Below are 15,797 nucleotides of genomic sequence, written 5' to 3'. Positions count from 1 at the left end.
GGCTGAAAATGCAAAACACAACTGAATTAAATAACAAACCCAAGCGGTTTATTTATGATTTTAATCCCGAAGAAAATGACATTACGATGCAGACCAAGGATTTGGAAATCTATTATGGCAAAACTTTAGCAATGCACAACGCGGATTTGAAGTTTAGAAAAAATACCATTACGGCCTTGATCGGGCCTTCAGGATCGGGTAAGTCAACCCTTTTACGGGCCCTTAATCGGATGAATGATGGCGTCGCCACTGTGAAAGGTGAGATTCTTTATCAAGGCGTCAACATTAATCAGCCCAAGATCGATGTTTATGAGGTCCGGCGCCGAATCGGGATGGTTTTTCAACGACCGAATCCATTCGCCAAATCAATCTATGACAACGTGACTTTCGCGCTCCAGCGACGAGGAATTCATGATAAGAAAACCTTGGATCAAGTGGTGGAAACCACTTTAAAACAAGCGGCTGTCTGGGATCAGGTCAAAGATAGTTTGAATAAAAGTGCCCTTTCCTTATCCGGTGGGCAGGCACAACGGGTTTGTATTGCCAGAGCCTTGGCGGTTCAACCGGATGTGTTACTGTTGGACGAACCGGCCAGTGCCTTGGACCCGGTTTCAACGCAACAACTGGAAGCGACTTTACGTGAACTTAAAAAGGATTATACAATTATCATTGTGACCCACAACATGCAGCAGGCAGCCCGTTTGAGTGACTACACGGTCTTCTTCAACATGGGTGAGGCCATTGAGTACAACAAAACCAGAAAGGTCTTCACGCGGCCGAAAGTACAGATGACAGACGACTATGTATCAGGAAACTTTGGTTAGGAGGAACAATCATGGCAACACCAATTATTTCAGCAGACAATTTGGATTTATTCTATGATGATTTTCAGGCACTTTACGGAATTCATTTGGATTTCCTGCCTAACCAAATTTCTGCGCTGATCGGCCCATCAGGCTGTGGAAAGTCAACATTTCTGCGTTGCTTGAATCGCATGAATGATATGATCGATGGCGTGACAATTACCGGAACGGTTCAATTTCACGGAGAAAATATTTATTCTCCGCAAACAAATCTGGTAGAATTGAGAAAGTCGATTGGGATGGTCTTTCAACAGCCCAATCCGTTTCCATTTTCAGTCTATGATAATATCACCTATGGTTTGCGGATCGCGGGACTTCGTGACAAACAAAAATTAGATGAAATTGTTGAAAAAAGTTTGAAGCAGGCGGCTGTTTGGGATGAAGTCAAAGACAATCTGTACGATAACGCCCTGTCGTTTTCCGGCGGGCAGCAACAGCGAATTTGTATCGCCCGGGTGCTTGCCACTTCACCATCAGTTATTTTGATGGATGAGCCGACCAGTGCATTGGACCCGATTTCCAGTGCCAAGATTGAAAATACTTTGCTTGAGTTGAAAAAAGATTATACAATAATAATCGTTACTCACAACCTGCAACAGGCTTCCCGAATTTCTGATAAGACAGCGTTCTTTATGGAAGGCAGAGTGGTTGAATATGATGACACAACTAAGATGTTCGTGAATCCTGAGGAAAAACAAACGGAGGATTACGTTAGCGGACGATTCGGATAGGAGAGAAGCTTATGGGGAAAGTTTTTGATGAAGAGATTATTACGTTAAAGGCGGATTTTATGAAATTGGGGGCACTGGTTGGTGAAGCCGTGACCAACGCCGGGCAGTCGTTTGTCGACCATGATATTCAAAAGGCGGAAACGGTGATCACCAACGACCACGAGATTAATCACCTCCAGATTCATATTGAAAAGCGGTCATTTGAAATGATTGCGCTGTATCAGCCGGTCACGGGGGACCTCCGGGAAGTGGTCGGAATTTTAAAAGCCGTCACTGATTTGGAACGAGCCGGTGACCATGCCCGAAACGTCGCTCGATCGGTGATTGATATTAAAGGCAAGCAGCGGATCGCTTCAGTGGAAGAGATCATTGCCACAATGTCTCAAGAAGTCAGCGAGCAGTATGCCGATTCAATTGAGTCCTACGGTGATGCCGATCAGGACAAAGCCAAGCGGACCGCGCAACAGTACGATAAAAAAATTGACCAGCTTTATAACGACATTGCTTCTCCCAGTTACCAAGCGATGGCCAAGGATCCAGAGATTGTCAGTTCAGCGATTATTTATCTAAACGTTGCCAAAGATTTAGGCCGGGTGAGTGATTACAGCACGAATATTTGTGAGTGGACGGTTTATCTGGCAACCGGAAAAATTATTGAATTAAATTAAGAATGGTTGATATTTTGCACTGCATACTTGATTGCAGTGCCTTTTTTAGATAATCTTAAGCTAGAAGTTTTATTGTGGAGGCATGAGGATGAATAGTCATAAAAAATTACGGCGTTCCAGTACCAATCGGGTGATTTCCGGCGTGCTTGGAGGAATTTCCGAGTATCTGGACTGGAACGCTGTCTTGGTTCGAATCTTGTATGTGGTCTTGGCGTTTACGCCCGGGATCAACGTGGTCGCAATTATTGGTTATATCATTATGATGTTCACAATTCCCAGTGATACACCTGGTAGTGGATCGGCCTTTGACCAATTCAAAACCACCTTATCCGGCGGAACTTCTAACGACAAATCCAGAAAAGTCATTCATAACGTCGAAGAAAAAGACGTTCATGATGACAAGAAAAGGGGTCAATAATTGAGATTTTTAACCAATGTCTTGGTCGATACGATCCTGTTTGTTGCGATCAGCGGCTTTTTCCCCGCCAACTTCTACGTTGCCAGCGTGGGCATTGCTTTTGTAGCGGCGGTGGTTTTAGCCGTTTTGAACTGGTTGGTCCGACCGATTATTACGATCTTGTCTTTGCCGATTAACCTTTTAACACTGGGATTATTCACATTTGTCATTAATGGGTTGATGCTTGAACTGACGGCGACGATTGTTGGGGCTAATTTCAGATTCTCATCATTTTGGGTCGCAATTGGCGTGGCCATTCTGATGTCTGCGGTCAGCTGGATCATTGCTGAATATTTCCGCAAGCCATAAGGACTTGTCAGGCTCAAAGTGATAAAATTATATTGATTAATTGAGGAGGGATGTTCTTGACTGAAAGTGTAACGGTTGCTGATTTGGTTAAAAACGCCAGGCTGGATGTCTATTATGGGAAGGAATACCTTGAAGAAAGGACCATTTCCACTGCTGATATTTCCAGACCGGGCCTAGAGCTAACCGGGTTCTTTAATTATTACCCTGTCAAACGAATTCAGCTGTTGGGCATTACTGAAATTTCATATTCCAAGGGGATGTCTCATGAAGAGCTCCTCGATGTGATGCAGCAGATGTGTCAACCACAGACGCCGGCGTTCGTGGTGTCCACCCAACTGGATCCGCCGGAAGAATTGCTGGAGGCCGCAAAAGAACAGCACATTCCCGTCCTCGGTTCCAAATTGACGACGTCTCGAGTTCTCAGTAACATGACTAATTACCTCGACGATAAATTAGCAGAACGCAAGTCGCTTCACGGCGTTTTGGTCGATGTTTATGGATTGGGAATCCTGATTACCGGTGACAGTGGAATCGGCAAGAGTGAAACGGCGTTGGAACTGGTTAAACGTGGTCACCGGCTGATTGCCGACGATCGGGTAGAGGTTTACCAACAAGATGAACAAACCTTGATGGGGACCGCCCCTGCGATTCTCCGTCACTTACTGGAAATTCGGGGAATTGGGATTATCGATGTGATGACTTTGTTTGGCGCCGGTGCTGTCCGCAGTCAGACAAAAGTCGCCTTAATTATTCATCTGGCCAACTACACCAAGGAAGCCAAGTTTGATCGTTTGGGCAACGGGACTCAGAATGTCCATATTTTTGATGTCGATGTGCCGAAAATCACGATTCCCGTTCGAACCGGCCGAAATTTGGCGATCATCATTGAAGCCGCTGCCATGAACTTCCGTGCCCAAAGTATGGGCTATGACGCGACTGAAACCTTTGACCGTAACTTGAATAATTTAATCAAGGTCAACAGCAAAAACGACGAAAAGCATAAAGAAGAACAGGAACATCTTGAGGAGAAAAATAAAGATCTCATCGATGGTCGTGACAAAGATTCAGATAAAAAATAGGAGATCGTTATTTTGACAAATTTATTGAGCTTAGCCCTCAACCCGATCGCCTTTAACCTGGGTCCAATTGAAGTCCACTGGTATGGTATTATCATTGCCAGTGGCGTGATTCTGGCGGTTTGGTTGGCGGTCCGCGAAGGCGATAAACGTGGGATTAAAGCCGACGATATTTACGATATGATTTTGTGGGCGTTGCCCGCTGCGCTAATTTGTGCGCGATTGTATTACGTCATCTTCCAGTGGTCTTATTACAAAGATAACCCTGGTGAAATCATCAAAATCTGGGACGGTGGTATTGCCATTTATGGTTCTTTAATTGGTGCGATGATTGTGGTGATCCTATTTTGCCGCCACCGCTTCATTCCGGTTTGGCTGATGTTGGATGTTGCCGCACCAACAGTTATTTTGGCACAATCAATCGGCCGTTGGGGCAATTTTATGAATCAGGAGGCCTTCGGTCAGGTAACATCTTTGAGCTTTCTGACTGGGCTTCATCTGCCACATTTCATCATTACCCAGATGTACATTAGCGGCGCGTATCGGCAGCCGACCTTTCTCTACGAGTCGCTGTGGAGTTTCTTAGGCTTTTTGGTGCTGATAACCTTGCGGCACAATTCCCATCTGTTTAAACGTGGCGAAGTCTTTTTAACCTATGTCATGTGGTATTCTTTTGGCAGATTCTTTGTCGAAGGCATGCGGACTGACAGTTTGATGCTTGGCGGCCTTCGGGTATCGCAGATTCTTTCAATCATTTTATTTGTTGGTGCAATCGGAATCATCATTTATCGTCGATTACGCCAGCCACATAATCCTTGGTATTTAGAGGGTTCCAAATTAACAGTTAATTGATCATTTACTAATAAAGGAGATTTATCATGGCTAAAAAAGTTGCAGTGCTTGGTGCAGGTTCTTGGGGGAGTGTTCTTGCCAGTTTATTGGACGAGAATGGGTCAGACGTCAAATTATGGTCGTATAACCCGACACAAGTTAAGGAACTTAACGAACAGCATACCAACACAAAATACATCAAGAATTTCACGTTCTCAGATTCACTGGTGGCTACCAATGATTTGAAGGACGCCATCGATGGTGTTGATTACATCTTATTCGTGGTTCCCACCCAGGTAACCCGTTCAGTTGCCAAACAAGTTGCAGAAATTTTGGCCGACCGGAATCAAAAAGTGAATATCATCCATGCTTCAAAGGGAATTGAAGAAAAAACTTACTTAAGATTATCTCAAGTTCTGGCTCAAGAAATTGATCCTAAGAACCGCAAATCAATTTCAGTTCTGTCCGGCCCCAGCCAGGCTGAAGATGTCGTGACCCATGACATTACTTTGGTCACCGTTGCCAGTGATAGCGACCAAGCTGCCACTGAAATTCAAGGCTTGTTCATGAACAACTATTTCCGTGTTTATACCAGTGACGACGTCATTGGCGTCGAAATTGGCGCTGCTTTGAAGAATATTATTGCTTTGGGCGCCGGTGCCTTGTATGGGTTGGGCTACAAAGACAACGCCAAGGCGGCCTTGATGACCCGTGGGTTAGCCGAGATTTCCCGCCTTGGAACGTCGTTTGGGGCTAACCCGTTGACCTTTATCGGTTTGTCGGGCGTTGGCGATATTATTGTAACCGCCACCAGTACCAACTCCCGTAACTGGCGGGCTGGTAACGAATTAGGCAAGGGTCATTCCCTGGATGAAGTCATTAATAATATGGGAATGGTCATTGAGGGAATCGCGACAACTCGGGCTGCCTATGAACTTTCCAAGAAGCGCGGTGTTGAAATGCCAATTACTTCGGCAATTTACCACGTTTTATATGATCATGCTGATATTAAAGAAACGATTAACCAACTGATGACCCGTGAAGGCCGTTCAGAAATTGAATAACTCAGAGAAGGTGAAGCTCACTATGACCAGAAAAGTAACCAAAGCAGTCATTCCGGCTGCCGGTTTAGGAACCAGATTTTTACCGGAAACCAAGGCACTCCCAAAGGAAATGCTGCCGATTGTTGATACACCGACAATTCAGTTTATTGTTGAAGAAGCCAAACAGGCGGGGATCAAAGACATTGTGATTGTCATCGGTAAAGGCAAACGCTCAATCGAAGATCACTTTGACTCGAATCCCGAGTTGGAAATGAACTTGGAGGAACGGCACAAGAACGATATTCTTGAAACCATTCGCAAGACCAACGACATGAATATTTACTTCATTCGTCAGTCTCATCCCCGTGGGCTGGGTGATGCAATTTACACCGCCCGCAGTTTCATTAGCAATGAACCGTTTGTGGTCATGCTTGGTGATGACGTGATGCAGGACAAAGTGCCACTGACCAAACAATTAATGGAAAGCTACCAGCAGACTGGAGCTTCCACATTAGCAGTGAAGAAAGTTGCCCACAAAGATATCTCCAAATATGGGGTCATCGATCCCTCTGAAGAGGTCCGCCCAGGCTTGTTCAACGTTAAAAAGTTCGTTGAAAAGCCAACGCCAGAGAAAGCGCCCAGCGATTTAGCGATTATTGGCCGCTACTTGTTGACGCCTGAAATCTTCGGCATTTTGGAAAACGCCAAACCGGATAAAACTGGTGAAATTCAACTGACATCTGCAATTGACACCTTGAACCAGACACAGCGGGTCTTTGCTCATGAATTTAAGGGTGAACGATTCGATACCGGGAACAAATTAAGCTGGCTCAAAACCAACATCATCTTTGGCCTGCGCCATCCGGAAATTTCTGATGGTTTGCGAACTTATCTCAAAGATTTAGGCGCCCAATTAACTGAAGAAGACAAAAAGAAGTAAGTGTATCTACTGGACAGACTTACTTTTTCATAGTAAATTAACGTGTAAGTAAAATTTGGTAATTAAAGGGAGGATCCATATGGCTAAACAATATGATGTCGTGATTATTGGTGCCGGCCCCGGCGGCATGACAGCTGCTCTATATGCTTCACGAGCCAACCTGTCAGTTGCAATGATCGATCGGGGAATTTATGGCGGCCAGATGAACAACACAGCTGCCATTGAGAACTATCCTGGTTTTAAATCAATCATGGGTCCAGATCTCGCTCAGAATATGTACGACAGTTCAATTAACTTTGGTGCGGAATACGTTTATGGAACCGTCAGTGCTGTGGAAGATCACGGTGACTATAAGATCGTCAAGACCGACGAAGACGAAATCCAAGCCAAAGTGGTCATCATCGCAACCGGTTCCGAATATAAGAAATTAGGGATCCCCGGAGAACACGAATACGGTGGCAAAGGGGTTTCGTACTGCGCTGTCTGCGATGGGGCCTTCTTCAAGAACAAAGAAGTCGTCGTTGTCGGCGGTGGAGATTCTGCGATTGAAGAAGCCTCTTACCTCGCTGGAATCGTTGATCATGTGACAGTTATTCATCGCCGTGACCAACTGCGTGCCCAAAAGGTTATCCAAGACCGGGCATTCGCCAACGACAAGATTGATTTTGTTTGGAATTCCAACGTCACGGAAGTTTTGGGTGACGATAACAAAGTTACCGGCGTTAAAGTAGTCAATAACCAGACAAATGAAGAATCAGTTCTTGAGACGTCTGGGGTCTTTATTTACGTTGGTCTGCTGCCAATGACCGATGCTTTTAAAGATTTGGACATTACTGATGAAGATGGCTGGATTCAAACCAACGATCAGATGGAAACGTCAATTCCTGGTATTTATGCCATTGGTGACGTTCGACAAAAGGATCTTCGTCAGATTGCAACAGCTGTTGGCGAAGGTGGGATTGCCGGTCAACAAGCATTCAAGTATGTTGAATCATTGGCTGACACATCAAAGTCCAGTGTTTCGGAACACTAATTTAATGATTAATCAAAGGGAGGCCGCGTACAAACAGTTGTTTTGTTCACGGCTCTTTTTGCGAGGAAAAGGACGGGGAATTATCAATGGGAATGCATCAGTATTTGGAAAGTTTAGACGAGTTGGAATTGATCAATCGAGCACCTGGCTACTTTAAATTCGAACAGCATTCGGTTGCTGCCCATTCATTCAAGGTAACTGAAATTGCCCAATTTTTAGGTGACGTCGAGGAAAATGCCGGCGAAAAAGTCGACTGGCGCGGGTTGTATGAAAAAGCCCTCAATCATGATTATACCGAGCGGTTTATTGGTGACATCAAGACGCCGGTCAAGTATGCAACACCCAAGCTGCGTTCAATGCTGGCTGATGTGGATGATAAATTGACGGAAAACTTTGTCCAAAATGAAATTCCGGATGAATTTCAAGATGCCTACCGAAGACGTCTGTCGGAAGGCAAGGATGATAGTTTGGAAGGCCGTATTTTAGCGGTGGCCGATAAAGTTGACCTGTTGTATGAATCCTTTGGCGAAATTCAAAAAGGTAATCCCGAGGAAGTCTACCCTGAGATGTATAAAGAGAGCCTCTCAACGATGCTGGAGTACCGTGATATGCATTGTGTTCAGTATGTTTTGACGAAAGTCATTCCGGATATGCTGGCCGAAAACTTTACGACTCAGGATAAATTAAGACGGCTCACCCGCAAAGTTTTAAAAAAGGAAGACAATTCCAAGGAATAATGATTGGCGAAAGTATGTTCGTATGGTAAAATAGCGTTGAATAGTGGGCTGAAACAAAATATGATTTTGCTTGCAGCCCTTTTATGTTGTGTCATTTTGGTATAGAGGTTAGGGGGATTCAAATTGATTGAACGTGAAGCAGATCGAAAATTTGATCTAGTATCCAAATATAAACCAACTGGTGATCAGCCTGATGCAATCAAGAAGTTAGTGGCAGGTATTAACGAAGGCAAAAAAGCCCAAATTTTAAAAGGGGCTACTGGAACTGGGAAGACTTTTACCATTTCCAATGTGATTGCCCAGGTCAACAAGCCAACTTTGGTCTTATCGCATAATAAAACCTTAGCTGGCCAGCTGTATGGTGAATTTAAAGAGTTCTTCCCCCACAATGCCGTTGAATATTTTGTAAGTTATTATGATTATTATCAACCGGAGGCCTATGTCCCATCCAGTGACACTTACATTGAAAAGGATTCGTCGATTAATGATGAGATTGACCAGCTACGCCACTCGGCAACCAGTTCCTTACTGGAGCGTAACGATGTCATCGTGGTTGCCTCAGTTTCATCGATCTTTGGGTTGGGTGATCCATCCGAATATCGAAATCACGTTGTTTCATTGCGGGTTGGCCAGACAATTGAACGGGATCATTTTCTCCGCCAATTAGTTGATATTCAATATGACCGCAACGACATTGATTTTCAGCGTGGTCGTTTTCGAGTTCATGGGGATGTTGTTGAAGTTTTCCCGGCATCCTGGGATGAACATGCCTTTCGAATTGAGTTTTTTGGCGATGAAATTGACCGGATTCGCGAAGTGGATACTTTAACTGGTGAAGTCATCGGCGATCGGGATCATATTGCGATTTTCCCGGCGACTCACTTTTTAACCAGTGATGACGTGATGAACGTTGCACTACCAGAGATTAAAGACGAGATGGACAAGCAGGTTGCCAAGTTTGAAAAAGAAGGCAAATTACTGGAAGCACAACGGTTGAAGCAACGAACTACTTACGATATCGAAATGATGCGTGAAATGGGCTACACGAGCGGGATTGAGAATTATTCACGGTTTATGGACCGCAGAAAGCCGGGGCAGCCGCCGTTTACGCTGCTTGACTTCTTCCCTGACGATTTCTTGTTGGTCGTCGACGAATCTCACCAGACAATGCCGCAGATTCGGGGGATGTATAATGGTGACCAAGCTCGAAAGCAACAGTTGGTCAACTACGGGTTCCGGCTGCCAAGCGCACTGGACAACCGGCCACTGACATTGAGCGAATTTGAGCAGCACGTGCATCAGGTGGTCTACATGTCTGCCACTCCGGGGCCTTATGAGCTGGATCAAACCAAAGATGTGGTTAACCAGGTCATTCGACCAACCGGTTTACTGGATCCAACAATTGACGTCCGACCGATTATGGGGCAAATGGATGATTTGGTTGGTGAAATCAATAAGCGGGTTGACAAGCACGAGCGGGTCTTTGTGACCACTTTGACCAAGAAAATGGCCGAAGATTTAACTGATTATCTCAAAGATTTGGGGATCAAAGTGAAGTATCTGCATTCTGATATTAAGACTCTTGAACGAACTCAAATCATTCGCGACTTGCGGCTTGGTAAGTTTGACGTCTTGGTCGGTATTAACTTGCTGCGGGAAGGAATTGATGTTCCCGAAGTTTCCTTGGTTGCAATTTTGGATGCCGATAAGGAAGGCTTCCTCCGTAATGAGCGTTCGTTGATCCAAACTATCGGCCGGGCATCCCGGAATGAACATGGCGCTGTGATTATGTACGCGGACACCGTGACCGATTCAATGAAGGCGGCCATTGACGAAACCGCTCATCGACGGGCCATTCAAATTGCTTATAACAAGAAACATGGTATTACGCCAACCACCATCGTCAAACCAATTCGTAACTTAATTTCGATTACCAAAGGCTCGGATGATGCCGGCGAAAAGGACGACTTTGTCGAAAGTGATTTTGAACAAATGAGTAAGAAAGATCAAAAGGATATGCTGGCTCGTTTGACGGAAGAAATGCGTGACGCTGCCAAAAAGCTTGATTTTGAGCAGGCTGCTACTTTGCGTGATACAATTATTGAATTAAAGGGTCAAACGAGTAAGTAATCTAAAGGAGATTATGCATATTGGCAATGGATAAAATCGTCATTCGTGGGGCACGTGCCCACAACTTAAAAAATGTGAATGTGACAATTCCAAAAAATAAACTGGTTGTCATGACTGGCTTATCGGGCTCGGGGAAAAGCTCGCTGGCCTTCGATACACTTTATGCGGAAGGCCAGCGCCGATACGTTGAAAGTTTGTCATCATACGCGCGTCAATTTCTGGGGCAAATGGATAAGCCGGATGTCGATTCAATTGATGGCTTGAGTCCAGCAATTTCGATTGATCAAAAAACCACTTCCAAGAACCCTAGGTCGACGGTTGGAACGGTCACTGAAATCAATGATTATTTTCGACTGTTGTGGGCCCGAGTGGGGGTACCAATCTGTCCCAACGACGGCTCGGTGATTTCCAGTCAATCAGTTGACCAGATGATCGACCAGATCATGAAACTGCCTGAGAGAACAAAATTGCAGATTCTGTCACCAATCGTACGTGGGAAAAAAGGTCAACACAAAAAGATTTTTGAAAAGATCAAGCGTGAAGGCTTTGTTCGGGTACAGGTTGATGGCAAAACCTATGATATTGATGAAGCACCGGAACTCGATAAAAATAAGAACCATGACATTAATATTATTATTGACCGAATTATTGTCAAAGATGGCATTAATAACCGATTGTCAGATTCATTGGAAGCTGCTTTGCGCCTTAGTGGCGGTTATGCCGTCGCTGATTTTTTGGGCGAGCGCGATCCACTGATGTTTTCAGAACACTACGCCTGCCCAATTTGCGGATTCACAGTCGGTGAACTCGAACCACGGCTGTTTTCCTTTAACTCACCGCTGGGCGCTTGTCCCGACTGTGATGGTTTGGGAATGAAGCTGGAAGTCGATGAAGATTTGGTGGTTCCTGATCGAACCAAGACTTTGGCCGAAGGGGCTCTGGCACCTTGGAATTCTGCTAGTTCCAAATGGTATCCGAATATGCTCAAGCAGGTTTGTGATGCTCAAGGCATCGACATGGACGTGCCATTTAACAAACTGCCGAAGAAACAGCAAACCTTTGTGTTATACGGTTCAAAGACCAAATCATTCCATTTTGTCCTCCAAAGTGACTTTGGCGGCATCCGTGATGTTGACGGCCCGTTTGAAGGGGTTGTCAATAACGTCGACCGGCGCTATCACAACACCAGCAGCGACTTTACCAGGGACAATTTAAGTCAGTATATGACCGAATTAACTTGTCAGACCTGCCACGGCTATCGTTTGAACCGTCAGGCATTGGCTGTTAAGGTTGGCAAGCATAACGTTGCCCAAATTTCAGCTCTTGATGTCACAGCAGAATTGAACTTCTTTAAATCGCTGACATTTGGTGAACAGGATACAATGATTGCCAAATCAATTATCAAAGAAATTACTGATCGACTGACTTTTCTAAGAAATGTTGGGTTGGATTACCTGACCCTCTCACGTTCCGCTCGGACTTTATCAGGCGGGGAAGCTCAGCGAATTCGCTTGGCAACTCAGATTGGTTCAAATTTGACGGGCGTTCTTTATATTCTTGACGAGCCCTCAATTGGGCTGCATCAACGGGATAATGACCGACTGATTGCCTCCCTCAAGAAAATGCGCGATTTGGGCAATACCCTGATCGTGGTCGAGCATGATGAGGATACCATGCGGGCTGCCGATTATATCGTCGACATCGGCCCGGGTGCCGGTCAGCAAGGCGGTCGGGTAATGGCCGTCGGAACACCCGCCGACATTGAAAAAGTACCGGAATCGATCACCGGCCAATACCTCTCAGGCAAGCGGTTTATTCCGGTTCCAGATAAGCGCCGCAAGGGAAACGGTAAGGAAATTCGAGTCACTGGTGCTGCTGAGAACAACCTCAAGGATTTGACGGTTGATTTTCCGCTCGGCAAGATGGTTGTGATGACAGGTGTCTCCGGCTCCGGTAAGTCGACTTTGGTCAATGATATTTTGAAAAAGGCCCTTGCCCAGAAACTCAATCATAATTCCGAGAAGCCGGGTAAATACAAGTCCATTTCTGGTTATAAAAATATTGAAAAAATTATCGATATTGACCAAACGCCAATCGGTCGAACACCGCGTTCCAACCCAGCCACCTATACCGGTGTGTTTGACGACATTCGCGGCTTGTTTGCCAATACCAACGATGCCAAACTTCGGGGCTTCAAAAAGGGCCGCTTTAGTTTTAACGTTAAGGGCGGTCGCTGTGAAACCTGTCATGGTGACGGCATCTTGAAGATTGAAATGAACTTTCTGCCAGACGTTTACGTTCCTTGTGAAGTATGTCATGGCAAGCGGTACAATGCCGAGACCCTTGAGGTTGAATACAAAGGCAAGAATATCGCCGATGTATTGGACATGACCGTTGACGAAGCCGTGGACTTTTTCAGTGCCATCCCTAAAATTTCTCGCAAGCTTCAAACAATTAAAGACGTTGGTTTGGGATATGTTCATTTGGGCCAGCCGGCCACAACTTTATCTGGTGGGGAAGCCCAACGAATGAAGTTGGCTTCTGAGCTGCATAAGAAGGCCAATGGCCAAAACTTCTACATTCTCGATGAACCAACCACCGGTCTTCATAGTGAGGATATTCGGCGATTATTAGGCGTCCTTCAAAAGCTGGTTGATCAAGGCAATACCGTTTTGATCATTGAGCACAACTTGGATGTCGTTAAGAGTGCCGATTATCTGATTGATTTGGGACCGGAAGGCGGCGATGGTGGGGGAACGGTCGTTGCGACCGGGACTCCCGAACAGTTGGCCAAAGTCCCTGAGAGTTACACTGGTCAGTACCTTAAGCCCGTCCTTGAAAGGGATAAGAAATTGACCAAGCAGGCTGAAAAGCAGGCAGTCAAAGCAAGTAAATAATTTGGTTGAGCCATTTCAATGAACTGATTGGAAGTGGCTCTTTTTTGCTGTCTGAAGTTGCCCCATTACTGCTAGAATGCTCACTGGGTCGGGGACAAGTATCTCCGGGTGTTTCTTTCATTCACATGACACACCCGGTATGTTATACTGGTTGAAGTTCGTTATACGAAAGGAAATCATTATGGCTGTTAACAACCAATTCGTCATCATCACCGGAATGAGTGGTGCTGGTAAGACCGTTGCCATGCAAAGCTTTGAAGATTTGGGGTATTTTTGCGTCGATAATATGCCGCCAACCTTGCTGCCAAAATTTAAAGAATTAATCCGCATGGAGCGGGATATTAATAAAATTGCTTTAGTAATGGATTTGCGGTCACAGGTCTTTTACGATGAAATCATCGATATGTTTAACGATTTAAAGAAAAATGATGACAATAATGTTGACATCATTTTTCTTGATTCATCTGACCAAAAACTCGTTTCCCGATACAAAGAAACGCGTCGGGCTCATCCGCTGGCTCGTAATGGACGCGTTATTGACGGTATTAAAAAAGAGCGTGAATTGTTGGCCAACGTCAAACAGGCTGCTGACTTGGTTGTCGATACCACCAATATGGCGCCCCGGCGGTTACGTGAAGAAGTTTTCCACAATTTTGAATCAACTGATGAAACACATACTTTCCACGTGGAAGTGATGTCGTTTGGTTTCAAATATGGGCTGCCGTTGGACGCTGACATTGTCATGGACGTCCGATTCCTGCCCAACCCATATTATGATGCCAAAATGCGTTACAAAACCGGCCTTGATAAACCAGTTCGCGATTATGTCATGAACTCCCAAGGGGCCAAAGAATTTTATCAAAAATTATTGGATATGATGGTCTTCACACTGCCCGGTTACCAAAAGGAAGGCAAGGCCAGCTTAACTATTGCGATCGGCTGTACCGGCGGGCAACATCGTTCTGTGGCAATTGCCCAACAGCTGGCAAATGACTTGAAAGATCAGTATCCGGTGAACATCACCCATCGGGATATTGACCGCCATAAAACAAAGGAGGGTAACTGATGCTTGACGCACTTCATACGCACCAACCGCGAATTGTCGTGATTGGTGGGGGAACTGGGCTGCCAGTTATCCTCAAAAACTTACGAAATCGACACGTCGACATTACTGCAATTGTCACCGTCGCCGATGATGGTGGTTCTTCTGGTATCTTGAGAAACTACATTAACGTCGTTCCGCCTGGCGATATCCGGAACGTTATGGTGGCACTATCGGAGATGCCTGAGTTGTATTTGGATTTGTTTCAATACCGATTTCGAAGTTCAGACCAATTCTTTGCCGGTCACGCTTTGGGCAATTTGATTATTGCAGCACTTTCAGAGATGAAAGGCGGTATTTTTGATTCCGTCCAGATATTGAGTGACATGCTCAAGGTGGATGGCCATATTTATCCGGCTGCCAACGAGCCCCTGGAATTAAACGCCGAATTTAGTGATGGCACGACAATGAGCGGTGAATCTGAAATTACGGCTGCCGGCAAATTGATTAAGCGCGTTTGGGTCGAGACGACTGATGATTCTCATAAACCAGAGGCGGTTCATCAAGTGATTGATGCGATTATGAACGCTGATCAGATTGTCTTGGGCCCTGGAAGTCTGTTCACCAGTATTTTGCCCAACTTAATGATTGAAAACGTGGGTGAAGCCTTACGACAAACCAGCGCCGACATCGTCTATATTTGTAATATCATGACTCAAAAGGGTGAAACTGAGAACTTCACCGAAGCCGACCATGTTCGGGTCTTGAATCGCCATTTAGGGATGAATTTTATTAATACCGTTTTGGTGAACATCAAAGAAGTGCCGGCTGAATACATTGACCACCAAAAATGGAATGAAGTCTCCCAGCCGGTTAAACATGATTTTGCCGGATTGCGGGCCATGGGCTGTCGGGTTATCTCAGCCGATTTTCTGGAATTAAAGGATCGCGGTGCCTTTCACAATGGTCAAGAGGTCGCTGACGAATTGATCAATTTACTGGGTCGATCATTGGACGACCATAAGTAGGCCAGTCACTCA

General features: G+C 45.3%; 15 protein-coding genes. All 15 read left to right on the top strand.

Translation table 11 applies throughout. The features are described from left to right. The first annotated feature begins 8 nt into the window (after window positions 1-8). Window positions 9-824 carry a phosphate ABC transporter ATP-binding protein PstB gene (pstB, locus tag KE627_RS01020; RefSeq protein ID WP_056938705.1) on the top strand — a complete coding sequence of 272 codons (816 nt, stop codon included), beginning with the start codon at window positions 9-11 and terminating at the stop codon, window positions 822-824. 11 nt (window positions 825-835) lie between these two features. Then, window positions 836-1,594, top strand: coding sequence for a phosphate ABC transporter ATP-binding protein PstB (gene pstB / locus KE627_RS01015; RefSeq protein ID WP_013728139.1), 759 nt, complete (start codon window positions 836-838; stop codon window positions 1,592-1,594). Window positions 1,595-1,605: 11 nt separating this feature from the next. Next, window positions 1,606-2,262 carry a phosphate signaling complex protein PhoU gene (gene phoU, locus KE627_RS01010; RefSeq protein WP_013728138.1) on the top strand — a complete coding sequence of 219 codons (657 nt, stop codon included), beginning with the start codon at window positions 1,606-1,608 and terminating at the stop codon, window positions 2,260-2,262. A gap of 88 nt (window positions 2,263-2,350) precedes the next feature. After that, entirely contained in the window at window positions 2,351-2,680 is a 330-nt protein-coding gene (locus KE627_RS01005; protein WP_013728137.1) for a PspC domain-containing protein, read from the top strand. Further along, window positions 2,681-3,028, top strand: a complete 348-nt coding sequence (locus KE627_RS01000; RefSeq protein WP_013728136.1) for a phage holin family protein — start codon at window positions 2,681-2,683, stop codon at window positions 3,026-3,028. Between the two features lie 56 nt (window positions 3,029-3,084). Beyond that, the gene (gene hprK / locus KE627_RS00995) at window positions 3,085-4,107 is read left to right on the top strand and encodes an HPr(Ser) kinase/phosphatase (protein WP_013728135.1); all 1,023 of its coding nucleotides are present in this window, start codon (window positions 3,085-3,087) and stop codon (window positions 4,105-4,107) included. Between the two features lie 12 nt (window positions 4,108-4,119). Then, window positions 4,120-4,956: a prolipoprotein diacylglyceryl transferase gene (lgt, locus tag KE627_RS00990; protein WP_013728134.1), complete on the top strand. Its 837-nt coding sequence runs from the start codon at window positions 4,120-4,122 to the stop codon at window positions 4,954-4,956. A gap of 26 nt (window positions 4,957-4,982) precedes the next feature. Further along, window positions 4,983-5,999, top strand: coding sequence for an NAD(P)H-dependent glycerol-3-phosphate dehydrogenase (locus KE627_RS00985; protein ID WP_013728133.1), 1,017 nt, complete (start codon window positions 4,983-4,985; stop codon window positions 5,997-5,999). Window positions 6,000-6,021: 22 nt separating this feature from the next. Then, window positions 6,022-6,918, top strand: coding sequence for a UTP--glucose-1-phosphate uridylyltransferase GalU (gene galU, locus KE627_RS00980; protein ID WP_013728132.1), 897 nt, complete (start codon window positions 6,022-6,024; stop codon window positions 6,916-6,918). 79 nt (window positions 6,919-6,997) lie between these two features. Further along, on the top strand, window positions 6,998-7,951 hold the full coding sequence (trxB, locus tag KE627_RS00975; RefSeq protein WP_013728131.1) for a thioredoxin-disulfide reductase: 954 nt from the start codon (window positions 6,998-7,000) through the stop codon (window positions 7,949-7,951). 86 nt (window positions 7,952-8,037) lie between these two features. After that, the gene (locus KE627_RS00970; RefSeq protein ID WP_013728130.1) at window positions 8,038-8,688 is read left to right on the top strand and encodes a YfbR-like 5'-deoxynucleotidase; all 651 of its coding nucleotides are present in this window, start codon (window positions 8,038-8,040) and stop codon (window positions 8,686-8,688) included. Between the two features lie 123 nt (window positions 8,689-8,811). Then, window positions 8,812-10,818, top strand: coding sequence for an excinuclease ABC subunit UvrB (gene uvrB / locus KE627_RS00965; RefSeq protein ID WP_013728129.1), 2,007 nt, complete (start codon window positions 8,812-8,814; stop codon window positions 10,816-10,818). A gap of 20 nt (window positions 10,819-10,838) precedes the next feature. After that, the gene (gene uvrA / locus KE627_RS00960) at window positions 10,839-13,715 is read left to right on the top strand and encodes an excinuclease ABC subunit UvrA (protein WP_013728128.1); all 2,877 of its coding nucleotides are present in this window, start codon (window positions 10,839-10,841) and stop codon (window positions 13,713-13,715) included. 181 nt (window positions 13,716-13,896) lie between these two features. Beyond that, the gene (rapZ, locus tag KE627_RS00955) at window positions 13,897-14,781 is read left to right on the top strand and encodes an RNase adapter RapZ (RefSeq protein WP_013728127.1); all 885 of its coding nucleotides are present in this window, start codon (window positions 13,897-13,899) and stop codon (window positions 14,779-14,781) included. Then, window positions 14,781-15,785: a gluconeogenesis factor YvcK family protein gene (locus KE627_RS00950; RefSeq protein ID WP_013728126.1), complete on the top strand. Its 1,005-nt coding sequence runs from the start codon at window positions 14,781-14,783 to the stop codon at window positions 15,783-15,785. The genes rapZ and KE627_RS00950 overlap by 1 nt, the downstream gene beginning before the upstream one ends. Window positions 15,786-15,797: the final 12 nt, after the last annotated feature.

It is taken from the genome of Lentilactobacillus buchneri (assembly GCF_018314255.1).
GTDB classification, from domain to species: Bacteria; Bacillota; Bacilli; order Lactobacillales; family Lactobacillaceae; genus Lentilactobacillus; species Lentilactobacillus buchneri.
Note: the sequence above shows the minus strand (reverse complement) of the source record. Positions and strands in the feature narration are given on the sequence as shown.